Raw genomic sequence first — 21,233 nt, 5'->3', positions numbered from 1 at the left:
GAGAAGGAGGGATGGCACATGATTGCAACGAACGAGGGATATGCCAGGCTGGAGTATTTTTCCAGAACGGCAGCAGCGGACAGCAGAAGGAAAGAATTTGACATTAAAAATCACTCTCTTATTTATACGGACCAGAAGCCGGACTTCCTGTTCATTGGGGATTCCATCACCCATTACTGGGAGTTAAATGCATATTTTAATCTGCCGGGACAGCTGATCGTGAACAGGGGAATCGGCGGAGACACTACAGAATATCTGAAAAGGCGGTTTTATGCAGATGCATTGCAGTTAAAACCCAGGTACTGCATAATGGGCATTGGCATTAATGATTCCATTGAGCTGGAAGGGGACTATTGGAGAAGGCTGGAACCGACACCCTATGAGGAGGTTCTTACAGCCGCCCAGAGAAATATAAGTGATATTATACGCCAGACAGAAAATACGGATACCACTTTGATCCTCACCTCCCTGCTGCCCATACACATTCCAATATCGTTAAATGAGGCGGTCCGAAAAAGATATGTCAAAGAGATGAATGCATGGCTGGCGCTGACAGCCAGAAGGAAAAAGCTTATATATGTAAATTATTATCTTACCACCACCTTTCCGGGAACGGACAAGCTGCTGGGAGGCATTACTTATGACGGTCTGCATCCCAACGCAAGAGGGTATGAAATTATGGCAGCAGTTTTGAAGAATACGCTGCATCAATATAAGATCAATCTGTAATATCACACAGGGAAGAATATCAGGAGGAAAGTACCATGATTTTTGATTCTATCAGGAATAAGGAAAACTACAGGGAGTATGAAACACTCTATACGGTACTGTGCTATTTGGAGGGCCTGCACCAGGGGGAGCTCCCTCAGCCCAATACCGTGATCGCTGAAAATAAAATTTTCTGCAATCCTGTTTCCTTTACATCAAAACCAGAGGAGGCATGTATTTATGAAGCACATAAAAAGTACATAGATTTACATTACATTGTGTCAGGAAAAGAGAGGATCGCCACAGCGGATGTCAGATCACTGGATGAGACGGTGCCCTATGACGCGGATAAGGACATCGGGTTTTATAAAGGCCGTGCGTCCGGACACAGTCTGCTGAAACCAGGTGATTTTATGGTTTGTTATCCCAGTGATGCCCATATGGTGGCAATGATGGAGGATAAGCCGGAGAAAATAGAAAAAGTGGTGGTTAAGATAAGCGTGCAGTGAACGCGGCCATAGGTCCGTGACTGGGAAGATACGGAATAAACGGGCAATTAACAGAGTAAGAGAAGGGACGGGCAGCTATAAAGTGCAGATAGATAAAAGTATCTTCACTGATAGCTGTCTTATTTATTGCAGAAAGCGGATGCATAAAAGGATACAAGGGGGATTACGGCATGTCAGTGATTGACAATATACGTTTTACGTTTCTTTACATTGATCTGTACTCCATGGGAAGAACATGGGTATACCCGGAATCAGTGATTCCGTATAATATTTTCCGTTATATTGTGAAAGGGAAGGCAGAGTTCTGCATTGATAATGAAGAGATCCTGGTGGAAGAGGACCAGATCGTTTACATACCCAGCGGGTGCAGTATGTCCTGCCATGCACTCAGCGATACATTTGAATTTTTCAGTATCCGTTTTACCACCTCTGTTTTTTATGAGGGAGAGGATGTTTTAAAAGAGTATTACGGAATACCAAGAGTTACGGAAAATATGGGCGAGGACAGTTTTTTCAGAGAGATTTACAGATGGGTGAAAACAGAACACACTGCCAAAAAATGTTTTGTGCGTGGATATCTGGATTTGCTCATAGGCTCCCTTTCCGTCAGAGGAGAGAAAATAGACAGAGACAAAGGGGAGATCAAAAGCGCGGAGTATGATTTGGAAAAAATTAAAAAAAGAGCCATGAAAACCAAGAAACAGATTGATTCAAGGGTTCAGGTAGTGGCAGATTATATAGTCCTACACCCGAAAGAAAAATACACTCCCGAACGAATGGCAAACATGGCGGAACTGAGCAAACAGAGGTTCAGCAGTCTTTTTAAAGAAAATATGGGGAAAACACCCATGGAATATGTGAGGGAGATCCGTCTTACAACGGCGGCAAGAGCACTTTTGGTGAGCAATGATAATATCAATGACATTGCCTATGAGGTGGGGTATGAGGATGCCAATTATTTTATCAGGGAATTTAAGTCAGCGTTTGGGTTTACGCCCAATCAATACAGGAGGGTGGCAAGAGAATAAGATAAGTGTCCAGTGCTATTATTGAGCGTTTGGTTAGTAGATGTACACAAAAAAAATAGGTAAAATATACCTATCATTTACATATTGATACGGCCGATATCAAAAACAGAATCAAAGTGAGCAGAAAGGAGAGCTTTATGAAAAGAAATTTGGCAATATTGTTAGTGGGGACAATGATAGTTTCCACCATGCTCGCAGGATGCGGACAGAACGGCAGTACAGAAAGTGAGCAGACAACAGCAAAAACAGGGGAACTGAAAGGAGACATTACCTTTTGGCATTCTTTTACACAGGGACCCCGTTTGGAGGTTATACAGGAGACGGCAGACCAGTTTATGAAGGATAATCCGGATGTGAATATCACCATCGAGACTTTTTCCTGGGGTGATTTTTATACGAAGTGGACCACAGGCCTGGCTTCAGGGAATGTGCCGGATATGAGTACAGCGCTTCCCGGACATGTTGTGGAGATGATGGACGCAGAGGCCCTGGTTCCCCTGGATGATCTGATTGACGATATAGGAAGAGATAAATTTTCAAAGACCGCTCTGTCAGAGGGGGAAAAGGATGGTACCTGTTATTCCCTGCCCCTGTATTCCCACGCGCAGGTTATGTGGTACAGAAAAGATTTGCTGGAGGCAGCAGGTCTTCAGATCCCTGTAACCTGGGATGAATTTGCGGAGGCAGCCAAAACACTTACAAAAGACGGCGTCTATGGCTGTTCTTTCCCCTGCGGTTCCAATGATCTTATGGGAACCCGGTTCCTGAACTTCTATGTGAGAAGCGGCGGCGGGAGCCTGCTTACAGAAGACCTGAAAGCAGACTTGACCAGTGACCTGGCTATTGATGGCATTAACTACTGGCTGGATATTTATAACAATTGTTCCCCAAAGGATTCTGTAAACTATGCGGTATTAGACCAGGCAACCCTGTTTTACCAGGGAAAGACAGCCTTTGATTTTAACTCCGGTTTCCAGATTGGCGGTGTTGAGACCAACTCTCCTGATTTAGTGGACCAGATCGACTGTGCGCCTCTTCCAAAGATAAATGCAGATGATCCGGACTATGGCGCGGAAACTTCCAATATTCCTATGGTGGTGTGGCAAAACTCAGAGCATCCGGAAATATGTAAGGAATTTATTAAAAAGTTATACGAAAAAGATACTTACATCAAATTCCTGGAAGCAACCCCGGTGGGAATGCTGCCATCCATTACAGGGATTTCCGATACGGCGGAATATAAAGAAAATGAGACAGTACAGAAATTCTCAAATGCTGTAGAGGTTATCACAAAAGCTATGGATATGGGAACAGCCATAGGGTTTGAACAGGGACCCAGCGTTCAGGCGGGCCTTCTCACTTCCCAGGGAATCATAGAGAGCATGTTCCAGGATATTATCACAAACGGAACAGAGGTGAAAGAAGCTGCACAGGCAGCGGAAGACAAACTGAATGAGGTATTCAGCACTGTACAGTGATTTTGAATACATAGCATGTTACCAGGGACTGCCCCACCCACCACATAAGCGGGCAGTCCCATCCCTAAGAAAGGCGGCATTTTGGTGAATAGAAAAGTAAAATTTGATTATGCCCGCTGGATTTTCGTACTTCCTGCATTGCTGGTTGTGGGGATACTGCTCATATATCCTATTTTTTCCAGTTTATATTACAGTATGACTACCAAGCATCTGATTAAAGCTACATATGATTTTAAAGGATTAGAAAATTATAAAGCGGTTTTATCGGACTCTAATTTTTATAAGGCATTTTTTACATCCATACTCTGGACCTTGGGTTCCCTTCTGGGCCAGTTGTTTATAGGATTTACGGCGGCATTGGCGATCAACCGGGTAAAGATCGGAAAAGGTGTTTACAGAACCCTGATGATCATTCCCTGGGCGTTTCCGTCTATTGTGATCGCACTTTCCTGGAAGTGGATACTGAACGGTGTTTCAGGGTTCCTTCCCAATATTCTTGTCCAGGTGGGCATCTGCAGTGAACTCCCGCAGTTTTTAAGTGACAGCAGCCTGGTGTTTTTGACATTGATCCTGATCAATGTCTGGTTTGGTGCACCTATGATCATGGTAAATGTGCTGTCCGCACTGCAGACGATCCCTCAGGACCAGTATGAGGCGGCTCAGATTGACGGAGCTTCCAAATTCCGGCAGTTCTGGCATATTACAGTGCCCCATATTAAGATCGTGGTCGGCCTGCTGGTGGTTCTTCGTACCATCTGGGTATTCAACAACTTTGATATCATCTATCTTCTCACAGGAGGAGGCCCGGCAAATGCCACCACCACAGTACCTATTTATGCCTACAATATGGGCTGGGGAACGAAACTTCTGGGCAGGTCATCGGCAGTTACCATGCTCCTGCTGGCCTTCCTGCTGCTGGTTTGTGTGATCTACTTTACAATTATCGGAAAATGGGAAAAGGAGGACAAGTGATGACAAATCGAAAAGAAAAGATCGGCAATGGGCTTTGCCATGTATACCTGATCCTTTTGTCCTTTATTGCCTTTTTCCCCTTAGTGTGGGTTTTGCTGTGTTCCGTAAAATCCTCAGGAGAACTGACGGCAAATCCCACCCGCTTTCTGCCGAAAGAATTTACCCTTGAAAACTTTGTCCATGTGATCAAGGATTTGGGCTTCGCGGGAAATATCAGCAACAGTTTAATTATTGCGGTGTCCACCACTTGTATCGCCATTGTGATCTCATCCATGGCGGCCTATGGCATCGTGAGATTCTTTCCGAAGCTGGGCTCTGTTATGTCAAAGGTTCTGGTGGCAACGTATATGTTTCCGCCGATCCTGCTGGCGATCCCATACTCCATGGTTATGGCAAAGCTGGGATTTGTCAACACCAGAATGGGCCTTGTCATTGTGTATCTCTCCTTCAGTGTGCCGTATGCGGTGTGGATGCTGGTAGGCTTTTTCAAAACCGTGCCCCTGGGCATCGAGGAGGCGGCAAGAGTGGACGGGGCCAATAAGGTCCAGACTTTTGTGAGGATCGTACTTCCCCTGGTCATGCCGGGAATCGTGGCAACCGCCATCTATACTTTTATTAACGCATGGAATGAATTTTTGTATTCTTTGATTCTTATTAACAGCACAGATAAAATGACTGTGTCCGTAGCCCTGAAATCCCTTCAGGGTTCTGAGATCCTTAACTGGGGAGATATGATGGCAGCATCCGCCCTGGTGGTAGTTCCGTCTGTTATTTTCTTTATGTTCATCCAGAATAAGATTGCGGGCGGCATGACGGATGGAGCGGTAAAATAATTTAGAATATATGGAGGTAATGGATATGAAAACAATAGGATACGCAATTGTGGGAACCGGTTATTTCGGTGCAGAGCTGGGGCGTATTATGAAGGAACAGGAAGGCGCTAAAATCGTGGCGGTCCTTGACCCGGAAAATGCGCAGCCTGTGGCAGAAGAACTGGGATGTGACGTGGAAACAGATTTGGATACCCTGTACAGCCGCCAGGATGTGGACGCAGTGATCGTGGCAACGCCCAATTATCTGCATAAAGAGCCGGTCGTAAAAGCGGCGGAACACGGAGTAAATGTTTTCTGTGAGAAACCTATTGCACTGAGCTATAAAGACTGCCATGAGATGGTAAAAGCATGCCAGCAGCATGGGGTCACATTTATGGCAGGACATGTTATGAATTTCTTCCGGGGTGTGCGTTACGCGAAAAAACTGATCAATGAGGGCGTGATCGGAAAAGTTCTGTACTGCCATTCTGCCAGAAACGGCTGGGAAGAACCGCAGCCAACCATTTCCTGGAAGAAAATCAGGGAAAAATCAGGAGGGCATCTGTATCACCATATTCACGAGCTGGACTGTGTGCAGTTCCTGATGGGCGGGATGCCGGAAACGGTCACCATGACAGGGGGAAATGTTGCCCATCAAGGGGATGAATTTGGCGATGAGGACGACATGCTGTTTGTAAATATGGAGTTTCCTGACAACCGTTACGCAGTATTGGAATGGGGTTCAGCCTTCCACTGGCCGGAACATTATGTACTGGTCCAGGGTACAAAGGGGGCTATCCGTATTGATATGTGCGACTGCGGAGGGACCTTGAAAGTGGACGGAAAAGAGGAGCATTTCCTGGTGCATGAATCCCGGGAAGAGGATGATGACCGCACCAGGATATACCACGGAACCGAGATGGACGGGGCCATTATGTACGGAAAACCGGGTAAAAAGCCGCCTATGTGGCTGCACAGTATTATGAAAAATGAGATGAAATATTTAAATGGGATCATGCATGGAGCAACAGCCGATGATGAGTTCAGACCCCTGCTGACAGGTGAGGCAGCAAGAGCCGCCATCGCAACAGCGGACGCATGTACCATGTCCAGATATGAGAACCGTAAAGTGCAGTTAAGTGAAATAATAGGAGAATAAAGCTATGTATAAATTCAAGAAAAGAATCGTTGTATTTGCAGTCGCATCGGCAGTTTGTGCTGCTTCCTTCAATGTTTATGCAGCAGTGGACAGTCGGAATTTATCAGAAACAGAAATAGAGACAGAGCAGGAACAGGAAAATACTGCCCTTCAAGAAGCAGAGACAGAGCAGGAACAGGAAAATACTGACCTGCAAGAAGCAGAGACAGCGGAGGAACAGGAAAATACTGACCTGCAAGAAGCAGAGACAGAGCAGGAAGCCGGGAACACAGAGCTTGTGGAAACGGCAATGGGAACGCCTGTTTTAGAAGCGGATAATATAGAGATCCAGGAAGGACAGGGATATAGTCTGGATGAAGAGCAGGGAGCTGAATCTGTAAAAGCGTTAACCCAGGGTACTATTGTTATTTCTTATAAATCCACAAGCCAAAATGCCATTCAGACTTTGTTCAGTGTGGGAAACAGCACGGCAGGGAACCAGAACAGACATTTCCATATCTATGTGACAAGTTCAGGTGGTGTGGGTATGGAGCTGAGAAATACGGATGGGGTGTTTAAATATACCCTTGACAGACCGGCGGCAGTCCGCGGCCTCTATAAAGGGGAAAGAGTGTTTAATACGGTTGCGTTCAAGGCGGATTCGGAAAATAAACAGTATAAGCTGTTCGCCAACGGAGAATTGCTGGCGGTATTGGACGAGGATGATTTTAAATTTATCAGTGATATTACCGGAGTGGATAACGTCACTTTGGGAGGAACCATGCGTCAGGGCAGTGTGGCTTATCCTTTTGGAGGGACTATAGGAAACATGAAAATATACAGTGATGTTCTCTCTGATGAGGAATTGATCGGGACAACAGGAGAGACGGCTTACGCAGAAAATATTTTCTACGCGGGGGACGCTACACAATCCAATTATTTTAGGATACCCTCCCTGCTGACTTTGGATTCCGGGACTGTTTTGGCTGCAGCAGACGCCAGATATGGAGGAACCCATGATTCCAAAAGTAAAATTAATATTGCGTTTGCCAAGAGCACAGACGGGGGAAATACATGGGGAGAGCCTATACTGCCGTTAAAATTTGAGGATTACGTGGCAAAAAATATAGACTGGCCAAGGGACTCTGTAGGTAAGAATGTACAGATCCAGGGAAGCGCTTCTTATATTGACCCTGTATTGCTGGAGGATAAGGAAACGAAAAGAGTATTTCTTTTTGCGGATCTGATGCCCGCAGGAATTGGCAGCTCCAATGCCTCTGTAGGGTCTGGTTTTAAAGAGATAGACGGCAAAAAATATCTGAAACTCAGATGGCATGAAGATGGAGCGGGTGCTTACAATTATTCTGTCCGTGAAAACGGTGTTATTTATAACGATACCACAGGTGAGCCAACCGAATATACGGTAGACGGGGAATATGATCTTTACCAGAACGGAAATAATCTGACCTGCAGACAGTATGATTATAATTTTGAAGGTTCGACTCTTTTGGAGACACAGACGGATGTAGATGTAAATATGAACATATTTTATAAAGATTCTGTTTTTAAGGCGTTTCCAACAAATTATCTTGCCATGAGATATTCGGATGATGAGGGAGAGACATGGTCTGACCTGAATATTGTCAGTACCTTTAAGCCTGAGGAGTCTAAATTTTTAGTGGTGGGTCCCGGCGTCGGCAAGCAGATAACAACAGGTGAATACGCGGGAAGGCTGCTGGTTCCCCTGTACTCCAAATCTTCGGCAGAACTTGGCTTTATGTACAGTGATGACCATGGGGATAACTGGACTTATGTGGAAGCGGATGACCGGACAGGCGGCGCCACAGCGGAAGCACAGATCGTTGAGATGCCGGACGGCTCCTTGAAAACATATCTGCGCACAGGCTCCGGTTATATCGCGGAAGTCACAAGCGTTGACGGAGGAGAGACTTGGAGCGACAGAGTTCCATTGACAGGAATCAGTACAACTTCTTACGGCACACAGTTGTCCGTTATCAATTACTCTGAACCTGTTGACGGAAAACCGGCCATAATCCTGTCTTCACCAAACGCCACAGAGGGCCGGAAGAACGGTAAGATCTGGGTTGGACTGATACATGATACGGGGGAAACCGGGGTCAATAAATATTCTGTGGAATGGAAGTATTGCTATGCTATTGACGATCCGCAGATGGGATATTCCTATTCCTGTCTGACAGAGCTGCCAAGCGGCGAGATTGGCCTGCTGTATGAAAAATATGATTCATGGTCAAGAAATGAACTGCATTTAAAGAACATACTGAAATATGAGAGATTCACAATAGATGAATTGATCGGGCAGTAAAATTGATCAAAATCCTGTATCGGGGGCCTTCGCCGGTCATTAAAATTGGATGACTTATGAATCTTGACAAATAAAAAGTCATGTTATATAATGACAGCGTTCATCGGAGGTGAACCATTCGTAAAGAAATGGTAACCGGATAAGATGCTGGCTGAGATGCCTGCTTCTTATCCGGTTTTTTTCCGGTAAAAATGAAAATTTTGTACAGCGTTGTGTTGGTCTTGCGAGGCTGTACCAGATACAGGAGAGGAAAGATATCATGAGTGAAGGACAGAATTTTACAAAAGGAAAAATCCTGATGCCCCTGGTTAAATTTGCTTTGCCGGTACTTGCAGCTATATTTTTGCAGACCATGTACGGGGCAGTGGATATGCTGGTCGTGGGGCAGTTTGCGCAGGCGGCAGATGTATCGGCAGTCTCCACAGGAAGCTGGCTGATGCAGCTTATCACGGCTTTTGTGGTGGGGATCGCCATGGGTACCACCATTCTTCTGGGAAGAAAAATCGGTGAGGGGAGAGCAGAGGAAGGGGGAAAGATCATTGGTGCCAGTATCATGCTTTTTATTGTCATCGGTGTGGTGATAACTGTTATTATGGAAGTATTTGCCGTGCCTATTGCCAGGATCATGCAGACCCCCCCTGAGGCATTTGAAGCCACAGTTTCTTATGTGAGGATCTGTTCCGCGGGGGCTGTTTTTATTGTGGCGTATAATGTGATCGGCAGTATTTTCAGGGGGCTTGGGGATTCCAAGATGCCGCTTGTTACAGTGGCGATCGCCTGTGTGTTTAATATTGCGGGGGATTTGCTGCTGGTGGGAGTCTTTGGGCTTGCCGCCGCGGGGGCGGCTATTGCTACTGTGCTTGCGCAGGTGCTGAGTGTGGTGATCTCCCTGCTGATCATTAGGAGGAGGCAGTTTCCCTTTGTTTTTCATAAAAAGGATATTGTCTTTGACAAAAAGCGAATGGGGGAAGTGTTCCGGCTGGGATTTCCGATCGCGTTTCAGGATGTTCTGGTGGGGATTTCATTTTTGGCGATCACGGCGATTGTCAATTCCCTTGGGGGGATCCCGTCTGCCGGAGTGGGTGTGGCGGAAAAGCTGTGTGGGTTTATTATGCTGGTGCCCTCAGCGTTTAATCAATCTATGGCGGCATTTGTATCCCAGAATATGGGGGCCGGAGAGACAAAGAGAGCCAAGAAGGCGCTGCTGTGTGGAATTGGGATGTCTTTGGCGGTGGGAGTTTTGATGGCTTATGGGGCATATTTCCATGGGGATATTTTGTCTGGTATTTTTGCCAGGGACGGGGAGGTTATCGCGGCTTCAGCGGAGTATCTGAAGGCGTATGCCATTGACTGTCTGCTGGTTTCGGTGATGTTTTGTATGATTGGGTATTTTAATGGGTGCGGAAAGACTTTGTTTGTGATGGTACAGGGAATCGTGGGCGCTTTTGGGGTGAGGATTCCGGTGTCGTTTCTTATGAGCCGGATGGTGCCGGTTTCACTGTTTGGGGTGGGGCTGGCGACGCCTTGTTCTTCGGCGGTGCAGATTGTTTTGTGTGTGGGGTATTTCTTTTGGGGGTATAGGAGGGGGGATCACGGACGTCACTATAGATAGGAGGCCACGGACCGACCAGCCCTCCGGCCTCCTATCTATAGTGACTGGTTGTGGGAACGGGAGGTTGGGGGCGTTCGTTTGGCATGTTACGTCGGTATGGTCATGAAGCGGTGTGGTCACTAAGTGGTGAGGGTGTTATAGGGCGGAGTTACTGGGGGGACAGGCCGTTTTAGAGGTTTTGGGAGCAGAGGATGGAGATGTTGGCGGCGGTGTCCTGGGTGGGAGGGAGTTTTTGTTTGTGGAGGTAGTCTCTTAGGTATATCAGGGGGAGGTAGCCCTGGCGGTGGAGGTCCTGGGAGATGGAGAAGTCTATGGTTCCATCAGTGAGGAGAGATTTCGTGTGTTCTGACATGTCATGGCAGATGATACGGAGCTCTCCTTTTTTCTGTGCGGTTTCCACGGCTTTGGTACAGCCGGCTACGCTTCGGTTGGCCATGTAGATGGCTTTTATTGTGTTGTCCTGCTGGAGGGCGGTGAGGACTTTTTTGTAGGTGAGCTGGTAGTTGTTGTAGGTTTCTATGACCTGGATACGGTCGTGGGGGAAACCAATCTCAGCCATGCGGGTTCGGAAACCGTCCAGCCGCGCCCGGTGACCGTCAAACTCTAAATTGCCAGCAGCCGCCAGGATCTTGCCGGAGGCAGGGATGCATTTGCTGATGAGTTCGGCGGCGATCCGGCCGCTTTTGTTGTAGTCCTGCCCGATGAAGCAGAGCCGGTCTGTGCCGGGGAGGTCGCTGTTGAAGGTGATGACCGGAATGTCATTTTCGGTGAGGGATTGGATCTTTTGTTCAATGGCGGGATCGTTCATGGTGCAGACCGCAGCGCCCTGAATGCCTTCTTTTAGCAGAGTGTCCAGTTTTTCAATGCTTTCCTCCGGTATGTCGGTTTCACATTCTTCTACCAGGATTTTTACATGGAAGTCTGTAAGTTCTGCCTGGGCAGCTTCTATGCCGCGCATGATTTCCCAGCGGAAATGACCGGTCCAGTTGGGTAAAAGCACACCCAGTTTGATCGGCGGGAAACCCTGGCCGAACAGGGTTTTTTGATAAGTGCTTCGGGGTGTGAGGTAGCCTGTCTCCTGAATGGCCGCCATGACTCTGTCGTATACATCAGGACTTACGTGGGAACGGTTGTTGAGAACACGGTCAACCGTTCCCCGGGATACACCTGCTTTGTCGGCAACCATCTGTATGGTTGGTTTTTTATTTATCATGTTTCCTCCTGTTTCTTTATGTCTATGTGTACGTGCTATTGCACGGAGTGATATTTTCGGTGTGTGATGTTTTATAAATGAATTTTATCATATGGGGAAGTGGGTTGTAAATAGGGGAATTAGTTAAGTTTAACAATGGGGGAAGGGAGGAGGGCTGATAAAATGGCATGTTCAAAAGCACATAATTGTGAAATGTTGCTAAAAATAAAAAAAAGAGAGACATAATGTTGACAAAACGCTGTGGTTTTCATATAATTGTAAGTGCAAAAGCACATAAGGTGCAAAGGCACAAGGTATATACCAAAATAGAAAAAGTAATCAAAAAAGAAGCAATGCAATCTGGGAAGTAAAGCAAATTTAAGCAGCAATGAAAATTTAAGCAGCAATGTAAATGGAAGCCGGCTCAGCACCAAGAGATGTGTGCGGAAGGCCGGCTCTGTGAAAGAGTTACAGTGGGTGGGAAAACAAAATAAATAACAAAATAATGGAGAGTAAAGGAGTATTGAGATGAAAGCAGGAATTATTGGAGCAGGCAGAATCGGAAAGGTACATGCGAAGAATATTTCTATGTTTGTACCGGAGGTGGAGATCAAGACCGTGGCAGACCCTTTTATGAACGGGGAGACAGAGAAGTATCTGAGAAAATGCGGGGTACAGAATGTGACAAAGAATGCGGAGGATATTCTGCAGGATGAGGAGATTGAAGCGGTATTGATCTGTTCCTCCACAGATACCCATTCCAGGTATATTATGGAGGCGGCAAAGGCAGGAAAGCATATTTTTTGTGAAAAACCAATAGATTATGACCTGGGAAAAGTCAGGGAAGCGATCCGGACGGCTGAGGACGCCGGGGTGAAGCTGCAGATTGGATTCTGCCGCAGATTTGACCATAATCACAGAGGGGTCTACCATATGGTACAGGATGGAAGGATCGGGAAAGTACAGATGATCAAAATCAGCTCCAGGGACCCGGAGCCGCCAGCCATTGAATATGTGAAAGTGTCCGGCGGAATTTTTTATGATATGATGATCCACGATTTCGATATGGCCCGTTTTCTGGCTGGGGGCGCTGAGGTGACGGAGGTTGTGGCGGCAGGCTCTGTGCTGATTGACCCGGCTATCGGGGAAGCGGGTGATGTGGATACGGCTGTCGTAATGCTGAAGTTTGACAATGGAATTATTGCGACTATAGACAACAGCAGAAAAGCTGTCTATGGCTATGACCAGAGGGTGGAAGTGTTTGGCTCCCAGGGATGTGTGCGGAATGAAAATGATGTGCCCAATACCGTGGTGCTTTCAGATGCCGTAAGTACCACCTGTGAGAATACATATAAGGTCATGTGGGACCGTTACACAGGTGCGTTTGTATCAGAGATCCAGGCATTTGTGGAGGCCGTGGAGAAGGATAAGGAGACACCTGTTACCGGAATGGACGGGCTGTATCCTGTTCTGATGGCAGCCGCAGCCACAAAATCCCTGAAAGAGGGAAGACCTGTAAAAATTGAGGAGGTAGAGTGAAAATGAGTCTGAGAAAATGCGCCTGTATTGACACCTTGTATACAGAACTGCCCTGGGAGGAAAGATTCCTGGCAGCAAAGAAAGATGGTTTTGACGCTGTGGAATTTTGGGACTGGAGGATCCGGAATCTGGAGGATACCAGAAAAGCAGCGAAAGCAGCGGGGATTGCCATCAGCGGATTTAACGGGGATGCGGATTATTCCCTGGTTGATCCAAAACACAGGGAAAAGTATGTGGAATACCTGAAGGAATCTGTAAAGGCGGCAAAGACTGTAGGGGCAGCCAGTGTGACGATCCATTCCAATGCCCTGGGCGATGGGGGGATTGTGGTAAATCACTATGATGATCTTTCTCATACAGTAAAGCTCTGCTCCATGTACCGCACACTTCTGGACTGTGTGGAAGTGGCGGAAAAAGAAGGAATCTATCTGAATCTGGAGGCTCTGAATATTACCACTGACCATGTGGGGAATTTTTTGGAAACGACGCAGATGGGGGCAGAAATCTGCCGTCTGATTGGGTCGCCCAGGCTGAAACTGCTATATGACGTGTATCATATGCAGATTAATGAAGGCTGTATCTGTGATACTGTTTCCAGGTATATAGACCAGTTTGGGCACATCCATGTGGCGGATGCCCCGGGGCGCCATGAACCGGGCACAGGTGAAATTAATTATAAAAAAGTTCTGCGCCATCTGGAGGCGTGCGGTTACACGGGGTATGTGGGGTATGAACTGTTTCCGCTGGATGATACAGCGGCGGCTGTGAAGGCTATTATGGAAGAATGCTGAAAAGATAATATAAAAAACATTGAAGATCATGTGGCGGGGAGGTCATTATGAAGAAGAATATAACCTTTGGGACAAGGGTAGCTTATGGATGCGGGGATACGGCCTGCAATATTGTGTACGGTATGATATCCACGCTGCTGACATTGTTTTACACAGATTATGTGGGGATTTCACCGGTGACTATCGGTATTGTCATGCTGGTGTCAAGAGTATTTGACGGCAGTTCTGATTTGATCATGGGATTTCTGGTGGACAGGACCAAATCCAGATGGGGGAAATCAAGACCCTGGATCCTGTGGATGACGGTTCCCTATGCCATAGCCGCGATCCTTATGTTTACAGTGCCCCACACCACGGATTTTTTGAAGGGGATATACATATTCGTCACCTATAATCTGACCACTACGGTTATTTATACAGCCATCAATGTGCCCTACGGTTCGCTGTCCACCATGATGACCAGGGATTCTTATCAGCAGGATCTGCTTTCTATTTTCCGCATGATCTTGTCACCGGTGGGGCGTATAATTTCCGTGACTTTTACCATGCCTCTTGTGAAAGTATTTGGAAATGACCAGTCCGCATGGATCAAGACCATGTGCATCTGGGTTGTTATCGCTGTAGTGCTGCTGTTGTTCTGCTTCTTCCGGTGCGAGGAGACAGTGGCGGCAGAGGCAAAAAAAGAGGAGAAGCGTTCCGTGGGGGTGAATATAAAGGCTCTTGTGACAAACAAGTATTTCTGGTGTGTGCTGGGGCTGTGGTCGATCCAGGTTATCCATATGACAATTGTGGGAACAGACCTGCCCTATTACTGTAAATATATTTTCGGAAATGATACGTGGATGTACAGCACCCTGTATTTCCTGGAAACCGTGTGCATGATCGGCGGCGCTGTAGCCTGCCCGTTTTTGATCAAAAGATGGGGGAAGAGGAATGTCACACTGGCGGGCTGTCTGATCGCGGTGGGCTCCCAGATACTGGTACTGGTCAATCCTTATAATTTTCAATGGCTGTTTTTCGTGACGCTTATCCGTTCCGTAGGGGCATCTCAGCTCTCAGCCACAATCTTTGGTATGCTGGGGGATGTGGTGGAATACGGCTATTGGAAAAATGGGTTTCGCCAGGAAAGCCTGGTGTTTGGCGGCGCAAGTCTGGGCTTCAAAGTGGGAACTGGTATCACAAGTGCCATCATGACAGGCCTTATGACCGTGAGTGGCTATATCAGCTCTACAGGCACACAGGTGATGCAGCCGGACTCTGCTGTAAGGACGATAGGAAATATTTATAAGTTTGGTCCCATTATTGTATGGGGGGCAGCGGTTGTGATCCTGCTGATGTACAAGCTGGATAAAATGTATCCGCAGATTGAACGTGACCTGCTGGAGCGGGAAATGAAAAAAGAATAGGAAAATGCGGCAGGGCAATAAAGCTCTGCCGCATTTTTATGCTGTTTTGCCGTCCCCGTCCTGTGCGTTTTTTTCTTCGTGTAGTCTCTGCAGGTTTCGTTCGGCGGCCATCATGCTCTGCTCGTAACGCTCGATTTTGTAGTTCAGCCGGTCCAGGGAGGCCTGCATGTCTTTCATGCGCTCCGCCAGTTGGTTTCTCTGGTCAATGAGAAGGTTTTTTCTTGCGTCAAGTGTGGCGTCCCCTTCCTGGAACAGGGAGACATATTGAATGAGCGCCTCAATTTGTACTCCCGACTTCCGCATGCATTTCATTAGCTCGATCCATTGACAGGATTCCTCGTCGTAATCCCGGATCCCGCTTTTATTTCTGGGAACAGAGGGGATCAGGCCAATGCGCTCGTAGTAACGAAGCGTATCGGCGGTTAACCCGTATTTTTTGCTTACTTCCGTGATGGTCATGAATGATACCTCCATAGCGATTCAATAGGTCTGCGCTTTTACTGTTACTTTGAGTATAACGCCGGAGGGAACATCAGGTCAACGAAAAACAGGGGTTTTCATGATTATATGGAGTCTGCGGCGCGGATGCAGATGTGATCGTGGCGGATTTGAAGGAGAGAAGAGAGAGGATCAACTTTAAATAGAAGGATGTATGAGGTGGATTTTCAAAGAGCCGTCCTGTAAAGTAAAGGGGAATAGAAATTCATATACGGGGAGGAAGGCTGAATGTCTGTTGTTATAAGAGAGGACCGGGGGCAGTATATGCAGAATCTGCGGGACTGGCTGGAGCAGGAAAAAGATGTGCCCCTTGAGGAGATGTCCGGATTTTTTAAGCGGCGTATCGGGTCGTATGAGGAACAGATGCAGACCTGGAAGGAGGCTTATGTAAGGATTGCTGACTGGATAGGCAGTGATACAAAAAGTATACTGGATCTGGGCTGCGGAACAGGGTTGGAACTGGAATCTATTTTCCGGAAGTATCCCCATATCTGTGTGACAGGGATTGATATGTGCAGTACCATGCTGGAACAGTTGGAGCGCAAATACGGGAAAAAGGATATAAAGCTCATCTGCGGCGATTACTTTCAGGAGCCTTTTGAAGCGGCCGGTTATGATATGGTGATTTCTTTTGAATCCCTGCATCATTTCCTGCCTGAAGAAAAGAGAGGGCTGTTTGAAAAAATCCGGGCAGCGCTGAGGCCGGGAGGAAAATTTCTGGAGGGGGATTATATTGCCTGCTGTGAGGAGGAGGAAGTGCTTCTTCGCAGGGAATGCGGCAGAAAACGGAAGGCAGGGGGGATTTTGGAAGGGCAGTTTGTACATTTTGACATTCCCCTTACTTTGGAGCATGAGACAGAGCTTCTTCGGCAGGCAGGATTTTCCCAGGTAAATGTGCTGGACTGTATAGAAGGGGCAACATTTATAGAAGCAGTCAAACATTCGTAAGTGAAAAAAAGGGTATGCGGACAGAATCGTGATCTGGCCTGCATACTCTTTTTTGGGATCCGGCCCTAGAGTGTGTTTGAAAACGGTCAACGCAGCCCGCTGCGCCTCCCTCATCGGAGTCAAATCTCACATCATATTGAGCAGAGCTCAATAAGCATAAAGTGTGACGCACAGCTTGCCGAAAGCAATTTTCAAACACACTCTAGTCTTCCCACAGATAGGCTAGTTTTCCTTTTTCAATATGAAAGCTGGTTTCCAGCATATAAGTAAAGACATCCAGTGTCTTTTTGGTGTGTTCCCGGCTGTCCCGTGTGAGATGGTTGTCCAGCTTGATGGTGAGAGTGATCAGAACAATCTCAGAGACTTCTTCCGGGGATTTGCAGTGCATGGATCCCTCCCGGTTGCCCTGGCGGATAATGTCTGCCAGAATAGGGCGCAGGTTTCTCACCATAATGCGTATGTACTGCTGGTGCAGCAGGGCACTTTGCTGCAGCTCGAAGAAATTGTTTGTCTCCTGACGCAGAAGTTCCATGGAAGACTCCCGGCAGGTGCGGAAAATGACTTCCATTTTGGTCAGGGCGTCCATATCCGTGGCATCCAGCAGGTCTTTGGCTTTCTCTATGGCTGAGGAATAGGAGCGTTCAATGACAGCCTCCAGTATTTCTTCCTTGGATTTGAAATAATAGTAGATACTTCCCTTTCCGATGCCGGCTTCTTTGGCAACATCGCTGACAGATATGGACCGGGCGCTGGTTTGGTTCATCAATCGCTGCATTGCGTCCAGGATCATATCCTTTTTTCTATTGTTTTGCATAAACACCGTTCTCCATTTTTTTTAATAGTAACATGATAGCATAAAATTGTAAACTTGACTACCAGTCGAAAAAGTGGTATTTTGTTTACAAGGCAAATTCGACCAGTGGTCGGAAAATGGCGAAAAATGTATGGAGGTAAAAAATACATGACTTATCAGGAATTAGTGAGTGAGATCAGAGACATTTTTATGCAGGCGGATGTGAGCGGGATCAAAGAGCACATAGCCTATCAGTTCGATATCCGGGGAGAGGCGGAAGGTGCCTTTTACGCGGAAGTTTCAGAGGGGAAGCTGTACATAGAGCCCTACGAATATTATGACAGGGATGTGCTGTTTATAACCACAGCGGATACCCTTTTGAACATTGCAGAGGGCAGCATGGATGCCATTGCAGCATTTACACAGGGAAAACTGCAGGTGGAGGGCAGCTTTGACAAGGCACTGCTGCTTCAGAACTTCTCAAAACAGGCCAACAGAGAAAAGAAAAAGCAGAAAAAGGCAGAGGAGAAAAACCTGAAGACTGAGATAAAGCAGGCTAAAGTAGAAAAAGCTGCAGAAAAGAAAGCCGCGGCCAGACCGGTCACCCCGGTGTCTGTGAAGAGGGATGATATCATACAGCCGAAGGGAAATACAGTCAAAAAACCGGTCAAAAGACTGCTGAAAAACAAATAAACAAATGGCAGATAACCAGGGGCGGGGGGCAACGCGGATGTGTGGACAGACGTGAAGACAGGAGGAATATCTATGAATGGATGGAGTTTGTTACTGGGAGCAGGAGCGGCGGCCGCTGCAGGGGAATATGGGATTGCATCTTACTTTTTCAGACGGACCATGCTTCGGCAGAAAGCCACAACCAAGAGAACTATGGATATGGCAGGCACCAACTGGGACCGCTACATGCCGAAGCTTAAAAAGATGAAAGAGTGGATGCTGAAACAGGAACGGGAGGATGTGTACATTACATCCGGTGACGGGCTGAAACTCCACGGAACGTATTTTCCGGGGCAGGGGGGCAAAAAGCTTGTGCTCTGTTTTCACGGCTATACCAGCAAAGGCATGAGTGACTACATAGGGCTGTCCAACTATTATCTGCCCGGAGGATATCAGATGCTTCTGGTGGACGAGAGGGCCCATGGGGACAGCGAAGGGACTTACATCGGATTCGGGTGCCTGGACAGGGAGGATGCATTTCTCTGGATCAAATATGTGGAGGAGCGCTTTGGCAGTGACTGTGAGATTTGGCTTCACGGCACTTCCATGGGGGCATCCACAGTGCTTATGACAAGCGGTTTGAAGCTTCCTCTGCAGGTAAAAGGGATAGTTTCCGACTGTGCGTTTACCACCGCCTGGGATGTTTTTGAGCATGTGCTGAAAGACCAGTACCATTTACCGGCTTATCCTATCCTGAAGATTTCCGACAGCATGTGCAGGAAAAAGGCGGGGTACGGACTGCGGCAGTTAAGCGCGTCCGAGGAGGTGAAGAAAGCAAAGGTTCCCATACTTTTTATCCACGGGGATGCGGATACCTTTGTTCCGTGCAGGATGTGTTATGAAATCTATAAAAACTGCGCATCAAAAAAGAACATGCTGATCGTACACGGGGCTGGCCACGTGGAAGCTTTCTATAAAGAACAGGCACTATATGAACAGAAGCTGACAGAGTTTCTGGAGACAGCAGGGGAGGCTGAGGTGCCTGCGGGAAAAAGCTTTTATGTATCGGATGTAACCGGAGAGGGAAGTACCGGGGACGCGGTTCCCGTGTAAATAAGAGAGGAGTTTGACATATGAAAGAGAAGTTTGGCAAACCACTGTATCCGTTGACCGCAGCACAGAAGCTGCACTTTTTCTACCAGAAATACTGCCCGAAAAAGCAGGTATTGAATATCGGCACCAGCCTAACCATTCAGCAGAGTCTGGACTTTGGCGCGCTGAAGGAAGCCGTTTACCAGGCGTATGCCAGATGCGAGTCCATGCGGCTGCGTTTTACACAGGATGAGGACGGCAAGGTGTATCAGTACATTGCCGACAGGGAAGAGAGAGATATTGCATTCTTTGATTTCACCGGTTGGCAGGAGTGCCATGCAATGGATAAGATGAAAGAGTGGACTTCCGTTCCCTTTGAACGGTTTGATTCCCCGCTGAACCGGGTGGTCATGATCATCACACCGGATGGTTTCCAGGGGATTTATCTTCTGGTGGATCACATGACCATGGATGCCCAATCCCTGATCTTGTTTTTAAAAGATGTGATAGAAATTTATGCCAACATGAAATATGAGGGCATGGAATATCCAAAGGAGATGAAATCTTACATAGAGCAGTTGAAAAAAGACCTGGAATACGAGATGGATTCAAAGGCAAAGAAACGTGATACCGAGTTCTTTGAGAAGATGATCTCCTCCTCGGAACCTATTTTCAACAGCATTTTCGGTCCGGGCAAACTGGAGGCAGAGCGGGAAACGGAAAAGAACCCGGATTTAAGGGCAGTAACCAATGTTTCCGACAATGTGGATGCCAACATTATCACATTCCAACTGGAATCAGACCCCTCAGAACGGCTGATGCGGTTCTGTGAGGAGCACCATATTTCAATGGTGTGCCTGCTGATGATGGGGCTGCGCACATATCTGCAGAAGGTGAACGGCAATGATGATGTTTCCATCAACACCACAGTGGCAAGGAGGGCTACCTTGTCTGAAAAGAAATGCGGAGGCACCAGGATTCACTGCTTCCCGTTCCGCACTGTGGTGGAAAAGAATGACACGTTTATGGAGGGCCTGAAAAAAATCAGGGACGGACAGAACCAGATATTCCGCCATGCCAACTTCGACCCAACCGCTTTTTACGCGTACAGAAACAAGTATTATAAATTAAAATCAGGACAGACCTACGAACCGCTGAGCCTGACCTACCAGCCTTTGACCCTGAAGGGAAAGGGACTGGAACGCTTGGAGAATATCCGGTACAAATCCGCCTGGTACAGCAACGGCGCCGCGGCACATGCCCTTTACCTGACAGTTATGCACAGGGCTGAGGACAATGGCATGAACTTTAATTTTGAACACCAGACGGGTGTGGTACATTTTGAGGATTTGCAGTATCTCTATTACTACCTGTGCCGGATCATTTTCAAAGGTGTGGAAAATCCGGAGATGACAGTGGGAGAGATCATAGAGTCTGTTTGATATGAGAGGGAGGATAAGAGATGTTTGAAAAACTGAGAGATATGATTTGTGAATATGTGGAAATAGATAAAAACGCGGTTACGGAAAATTCCAGATTCGTGGAGGATCTGGGGTTCACCTCTTATGATTTCATGAGCATGATAGGCGAACTGGAGGATACCTTTGATATTGAGGTGGAGGAGCGTGAGGTTGCGGAGATCAGAACCGTGGGCGAGGCTATGCGCTATATCGAGAGTCTTCAGGACTAGAACAGGAGGGG

At 47.1% G+C, this 21,233-nt stretch carries 21 protein-coding genes; 18 read left to right on the top strand and 3 right to left on the bottom strand.

Going from position 1 to position 21,233, the window contains the following annotated elements; all coding sequences use genetic code 11:
• Positions 1–18: 18 nt before the first annotated feature.
• The 9 genes from A4V09_RS14060 (at position 19) to A4V09_RS14020 (ending at position 10,601) form a co-directional block, all read left to right on the top strand.
• Positions 19–729: an SGNH/GDSL hydrolase family protein gene (locus A4V09_RS14060; RefSeq protein WP_065542909.1), complete on the top strand. Its 711-nt coding sequence runs from the start codon at positions 19–21 to the stop codon at positions 727–729.
• Between the two features lie 35 nt (positions 730–764).
• Complete coding sequence (locus A4V09_RS14055) at positions 765–1,217, top strand: NanQ anomerase/TabA/YiaL family protein (protein WP_065542908.1); 453 nt, start codon at positions 765–767, stop codon at positions 1,215–1,217.
• A 170-nt stretch (positions 1,218–1,387) separates the two neighbouring features.
• Positions 1,388–2,245, top strand: a complete 858-nt coding sequence (locus A4V09_RS14050; protein ID WP_065542907.1) for an AraC family transcriptional regulator — start codon at positions 1,388–1,390, stop codon at positions 2,243–2,245.
• A 137-nt stretch (positions 2,246–2,382) separates the two neighbouring features.
• Positions 2,383–3,723, top strand: coding sequence for an ABC transporter substrate-binding protein (locus A4V09_RS14045; protein ID WP_065542906.1), 1,341 nt, complete (start codon positions 2,383–2,385; stop codon positions 3,721–3,723).
• A gap of 84 nt (positions 3,724–3,807) precedes the next feature.
• Positions 3,808–4,695, top strand: coding sequence for a carbohydrate ABC transporter permease (locus tag A4V09_RS14040; protein WP_065542905.1), 888 nt, complete (start codon positions 3,808–3,810; stop codon positions 4,693–4,695).
• Positions 4,695–5,528 carry a carbohydrate ABC transporter permease gene (locus A4V09_RS14035; protein ID WP_065542904.1) on the top strand — a complete coding sequence of 278 codons (834 nt, stop codon included), beginning with the start codon at positions 4,695–4,697 and terminating at the stop codon, positions 5,526–5,528. Before A4V09_RS14040 ends, A4V09_RS14035 begins: the two co-directional genes overlap by 1 nt.
• A 25-nt stretch (positions 5,529–5,553) precedes the next feature.
• Positions 5,554–6,666 (top strand): Gfo/Idh/MocA family protein, encoded by a 1,113-nt coding sequence (locus A4V09_RS14030; protein ID WP_065542903.1) that lies wholly within the window; start codon positions 5,554–5,556, stop codon positions 6,664–6,666.
• 4 nt (positions 6,667–6,670) lie between these two features.
• A complete protein-coding gene (locus tag A4V09_RS14025; protein WP_242963839.1) occupies positions 6,671–8,989 on the top strand; it encodes a sialidase family protein in 2,319 nt (772 codons plus the stop codon).
• 259 nt (positions 8,990–9,248) lie between these two features.
• A complete protein-coding gene (locus A4V09_RS14020; protein ID WP_065542902.1) occupies positions 9,249–10,601 on the top strand; it encodes an MATE family efflux transporter in 1,353 nt (450 codons plus the stop codon).
• Between the two features lie 169 nt (positions 10,602–10,770).
• Here the strand turns inward: A4V09_RS14020 and A4V09_RS14015 are convergent, their stop codons facing one another.
• Complete coding sequence (locus A4V09_RS14015) at positions 10,771–11,814, bottom strand: LacI family DNA-binding transcriptional regulator (protein ID WP_242963838.1); 1,044 nt, start codon at positions 11,812–11,814, stop codon at positions 10,771–10,773.
• 507 nt (positions 11,815–12,321) lie between these two features.
• Between A4V09_RS14015 and iolG the strand changes: the two genes are divergently transcribed.
• From iolG to A4V09_RS14000, 3 genes are read left to right on the top strand one after another with little or no spacing between them, the layout of a single operon-like run.
• Positions 12,322–13,332 (top strand): inositol 2-dehydrogenase, encoded by a 1,011-nt coding sequence (gene iolG, locus A4V09_RS14010; protein WP_065542901.1) that lies wholly within the window; start codon positions 12,322–12,324, stop codon positions 13,330–13,332.
• Positions 13,333–13,334: 2 nt separating this feature from the next.
• Positions 13,335–14,123, top strand: a complete 789-nt coding sequence (locus A4V09_RS14005; protein ID WP_065542900.1) for a TIM barrel protein — start codon at positions 13,335–13,337, stop codon at positions 14,121–14,123.
• 47 nt (positions 14,124–14,170) lie between these two features.
• Complete coding sequence (locus A4V09_RS14000; protein WP_065542899.1) at positions 14,171–15,529, top strand: MFS transporter; 1,359 nt, start codon at positions 14,171–14,173, stop codon at positions 15,527–15,529.
• Between the two features lie 36 nt (positions 15,530–15,565).
• On the opposite strand, the gene A4V09_RS13995 is transcribed toward A4V09_RS14000, so the two are convergent.
• On the bottom strand, positions 15,566–15,988 hold the full coding sequence (locus A4V09_RS13995; protein ID WP_065542898.1) for a MerR family transcriptional regulator: 423 nt from the start codon (positions 15,986–15,988) through the stop codon (positions 15,566–15,568).
• A 267-nt stretch (positions 15,989–16,255) separates the two neighbouring features.
• Between A4V09_RS13995 and A4V09_RS13990 the strand changes: the two genes are divergently transcribed.
• Together A4V09_RS13990 and A4V09_RS26840 are read left to right on the top strand one after the other, a co-directional pair.
• A complete protein-coding gene (locus A4V09_RS13990) occupies positions 16,256–16,975 on the top strand; it encodes a class I SAM-dependent methyltransferase (RefSeq protein ID WP_084043597.1) in 720 nt (239 codons plus the stop codon).
• A 72-nt stretch (positions 16,976–17,047) separates the two neighbouring features.
• Complete coding sequence (locus tag A4V09_RS26840) at positions 17,048–17,245, top strand: DUF6783 domain-containing protein (RefSeq protein WP_369858293.1); 198 nt, start codon at positions 17,048–17,050, stop codon at positions 17,243–17,245.
• Here A4V09_RS26840 and A4V09_RS13985 read toward each other — a convergent pair.
• The gene (locus A4V09_RS13985) at positions 17,178–17,789 is read right to left on the bottom strand and encodes a TetR/AcrR family transcriptional regulator (protein WP_065542897.1); all 612 of its coding nucleotides are present in this window, start codon (positions 17,787–17,789) and stop codon (positions 17,178–17,180) included. The genes A4V09_RS26840 and A4V09_RS13985 overlap by 68 nt on opposite strands.
• 147 nt (positions 17,790–17,936) lie before the next feature.
• Here A4V09_RS13985 and A4V09_RS13980 point away from each other — a divergent pair, with 147 nt between their 5' ends.
• The 4 genes from A4V09_RS13980 (at position 17,937) to A4V09_RS13965 (ending at position 21,222) form a co-directional block, all read left to right on the top strand.
• Positions 17,937–18,461: an SCP2 sterol-binding domain-containing protein gene (locus A4V09_RS13980; protein ID WP_065542896.1), complete on the top strand. Its 525-nt coding sequence runs from the start codon at positions 17,937–17,939 to the stop codon at positions 18,459–18,461.
• 66 nt (positions 18,462–18,527) lie between these two features.
• Positions 18,528–19,553, top strand: coding sequence for an alpha/beta hydrolase (locus tag A4V09_RS13975; RefSeq protein WP_084043797.1), 1,026 nt, complete (start codon positions 18,528–18,530; stop codon positions 19,551–19,553).
• Between the two features lie 20 nt (positions 19,554–19,573).
• Positions 19,574–20,974, top strand: coding sequence for a condensation domain-containing protein (locus tag A4V09_RS13970; RefSeq protein WP_065542894.1), 1,401 nt, complete (start codon positions 19,574–19,576; stop codon positions 20,972–20,974).
• A gap of 20 nt (positions 20,975–20,994) precedes the next feature.
• Complete coding sequence (locus tag A4V09_RS13965; protein WP_065542893.1) at positions 20,995–21,222, top strand: acyl carrier protein; 228 nt, start codon at positions 20,995–20,997, stop codon at positions 21,220–21,222.
• Positions 21,223–21,233: the final 11 nt, after the last annotated feature.

Origin of the sequence: Blautia pseudococcoides (assembly GCF_001689125.2) — a bacterium.
Classification (GTDB): domain Bacteria; phylum Bacillota; class Clostridia; order Lachnospirales; family Lachnospiraceae; genus Blautia; species Blautia pseudococcoides.
This window is presented reverse-complemented; position numbering and strand designations above follow the sequence as displayed.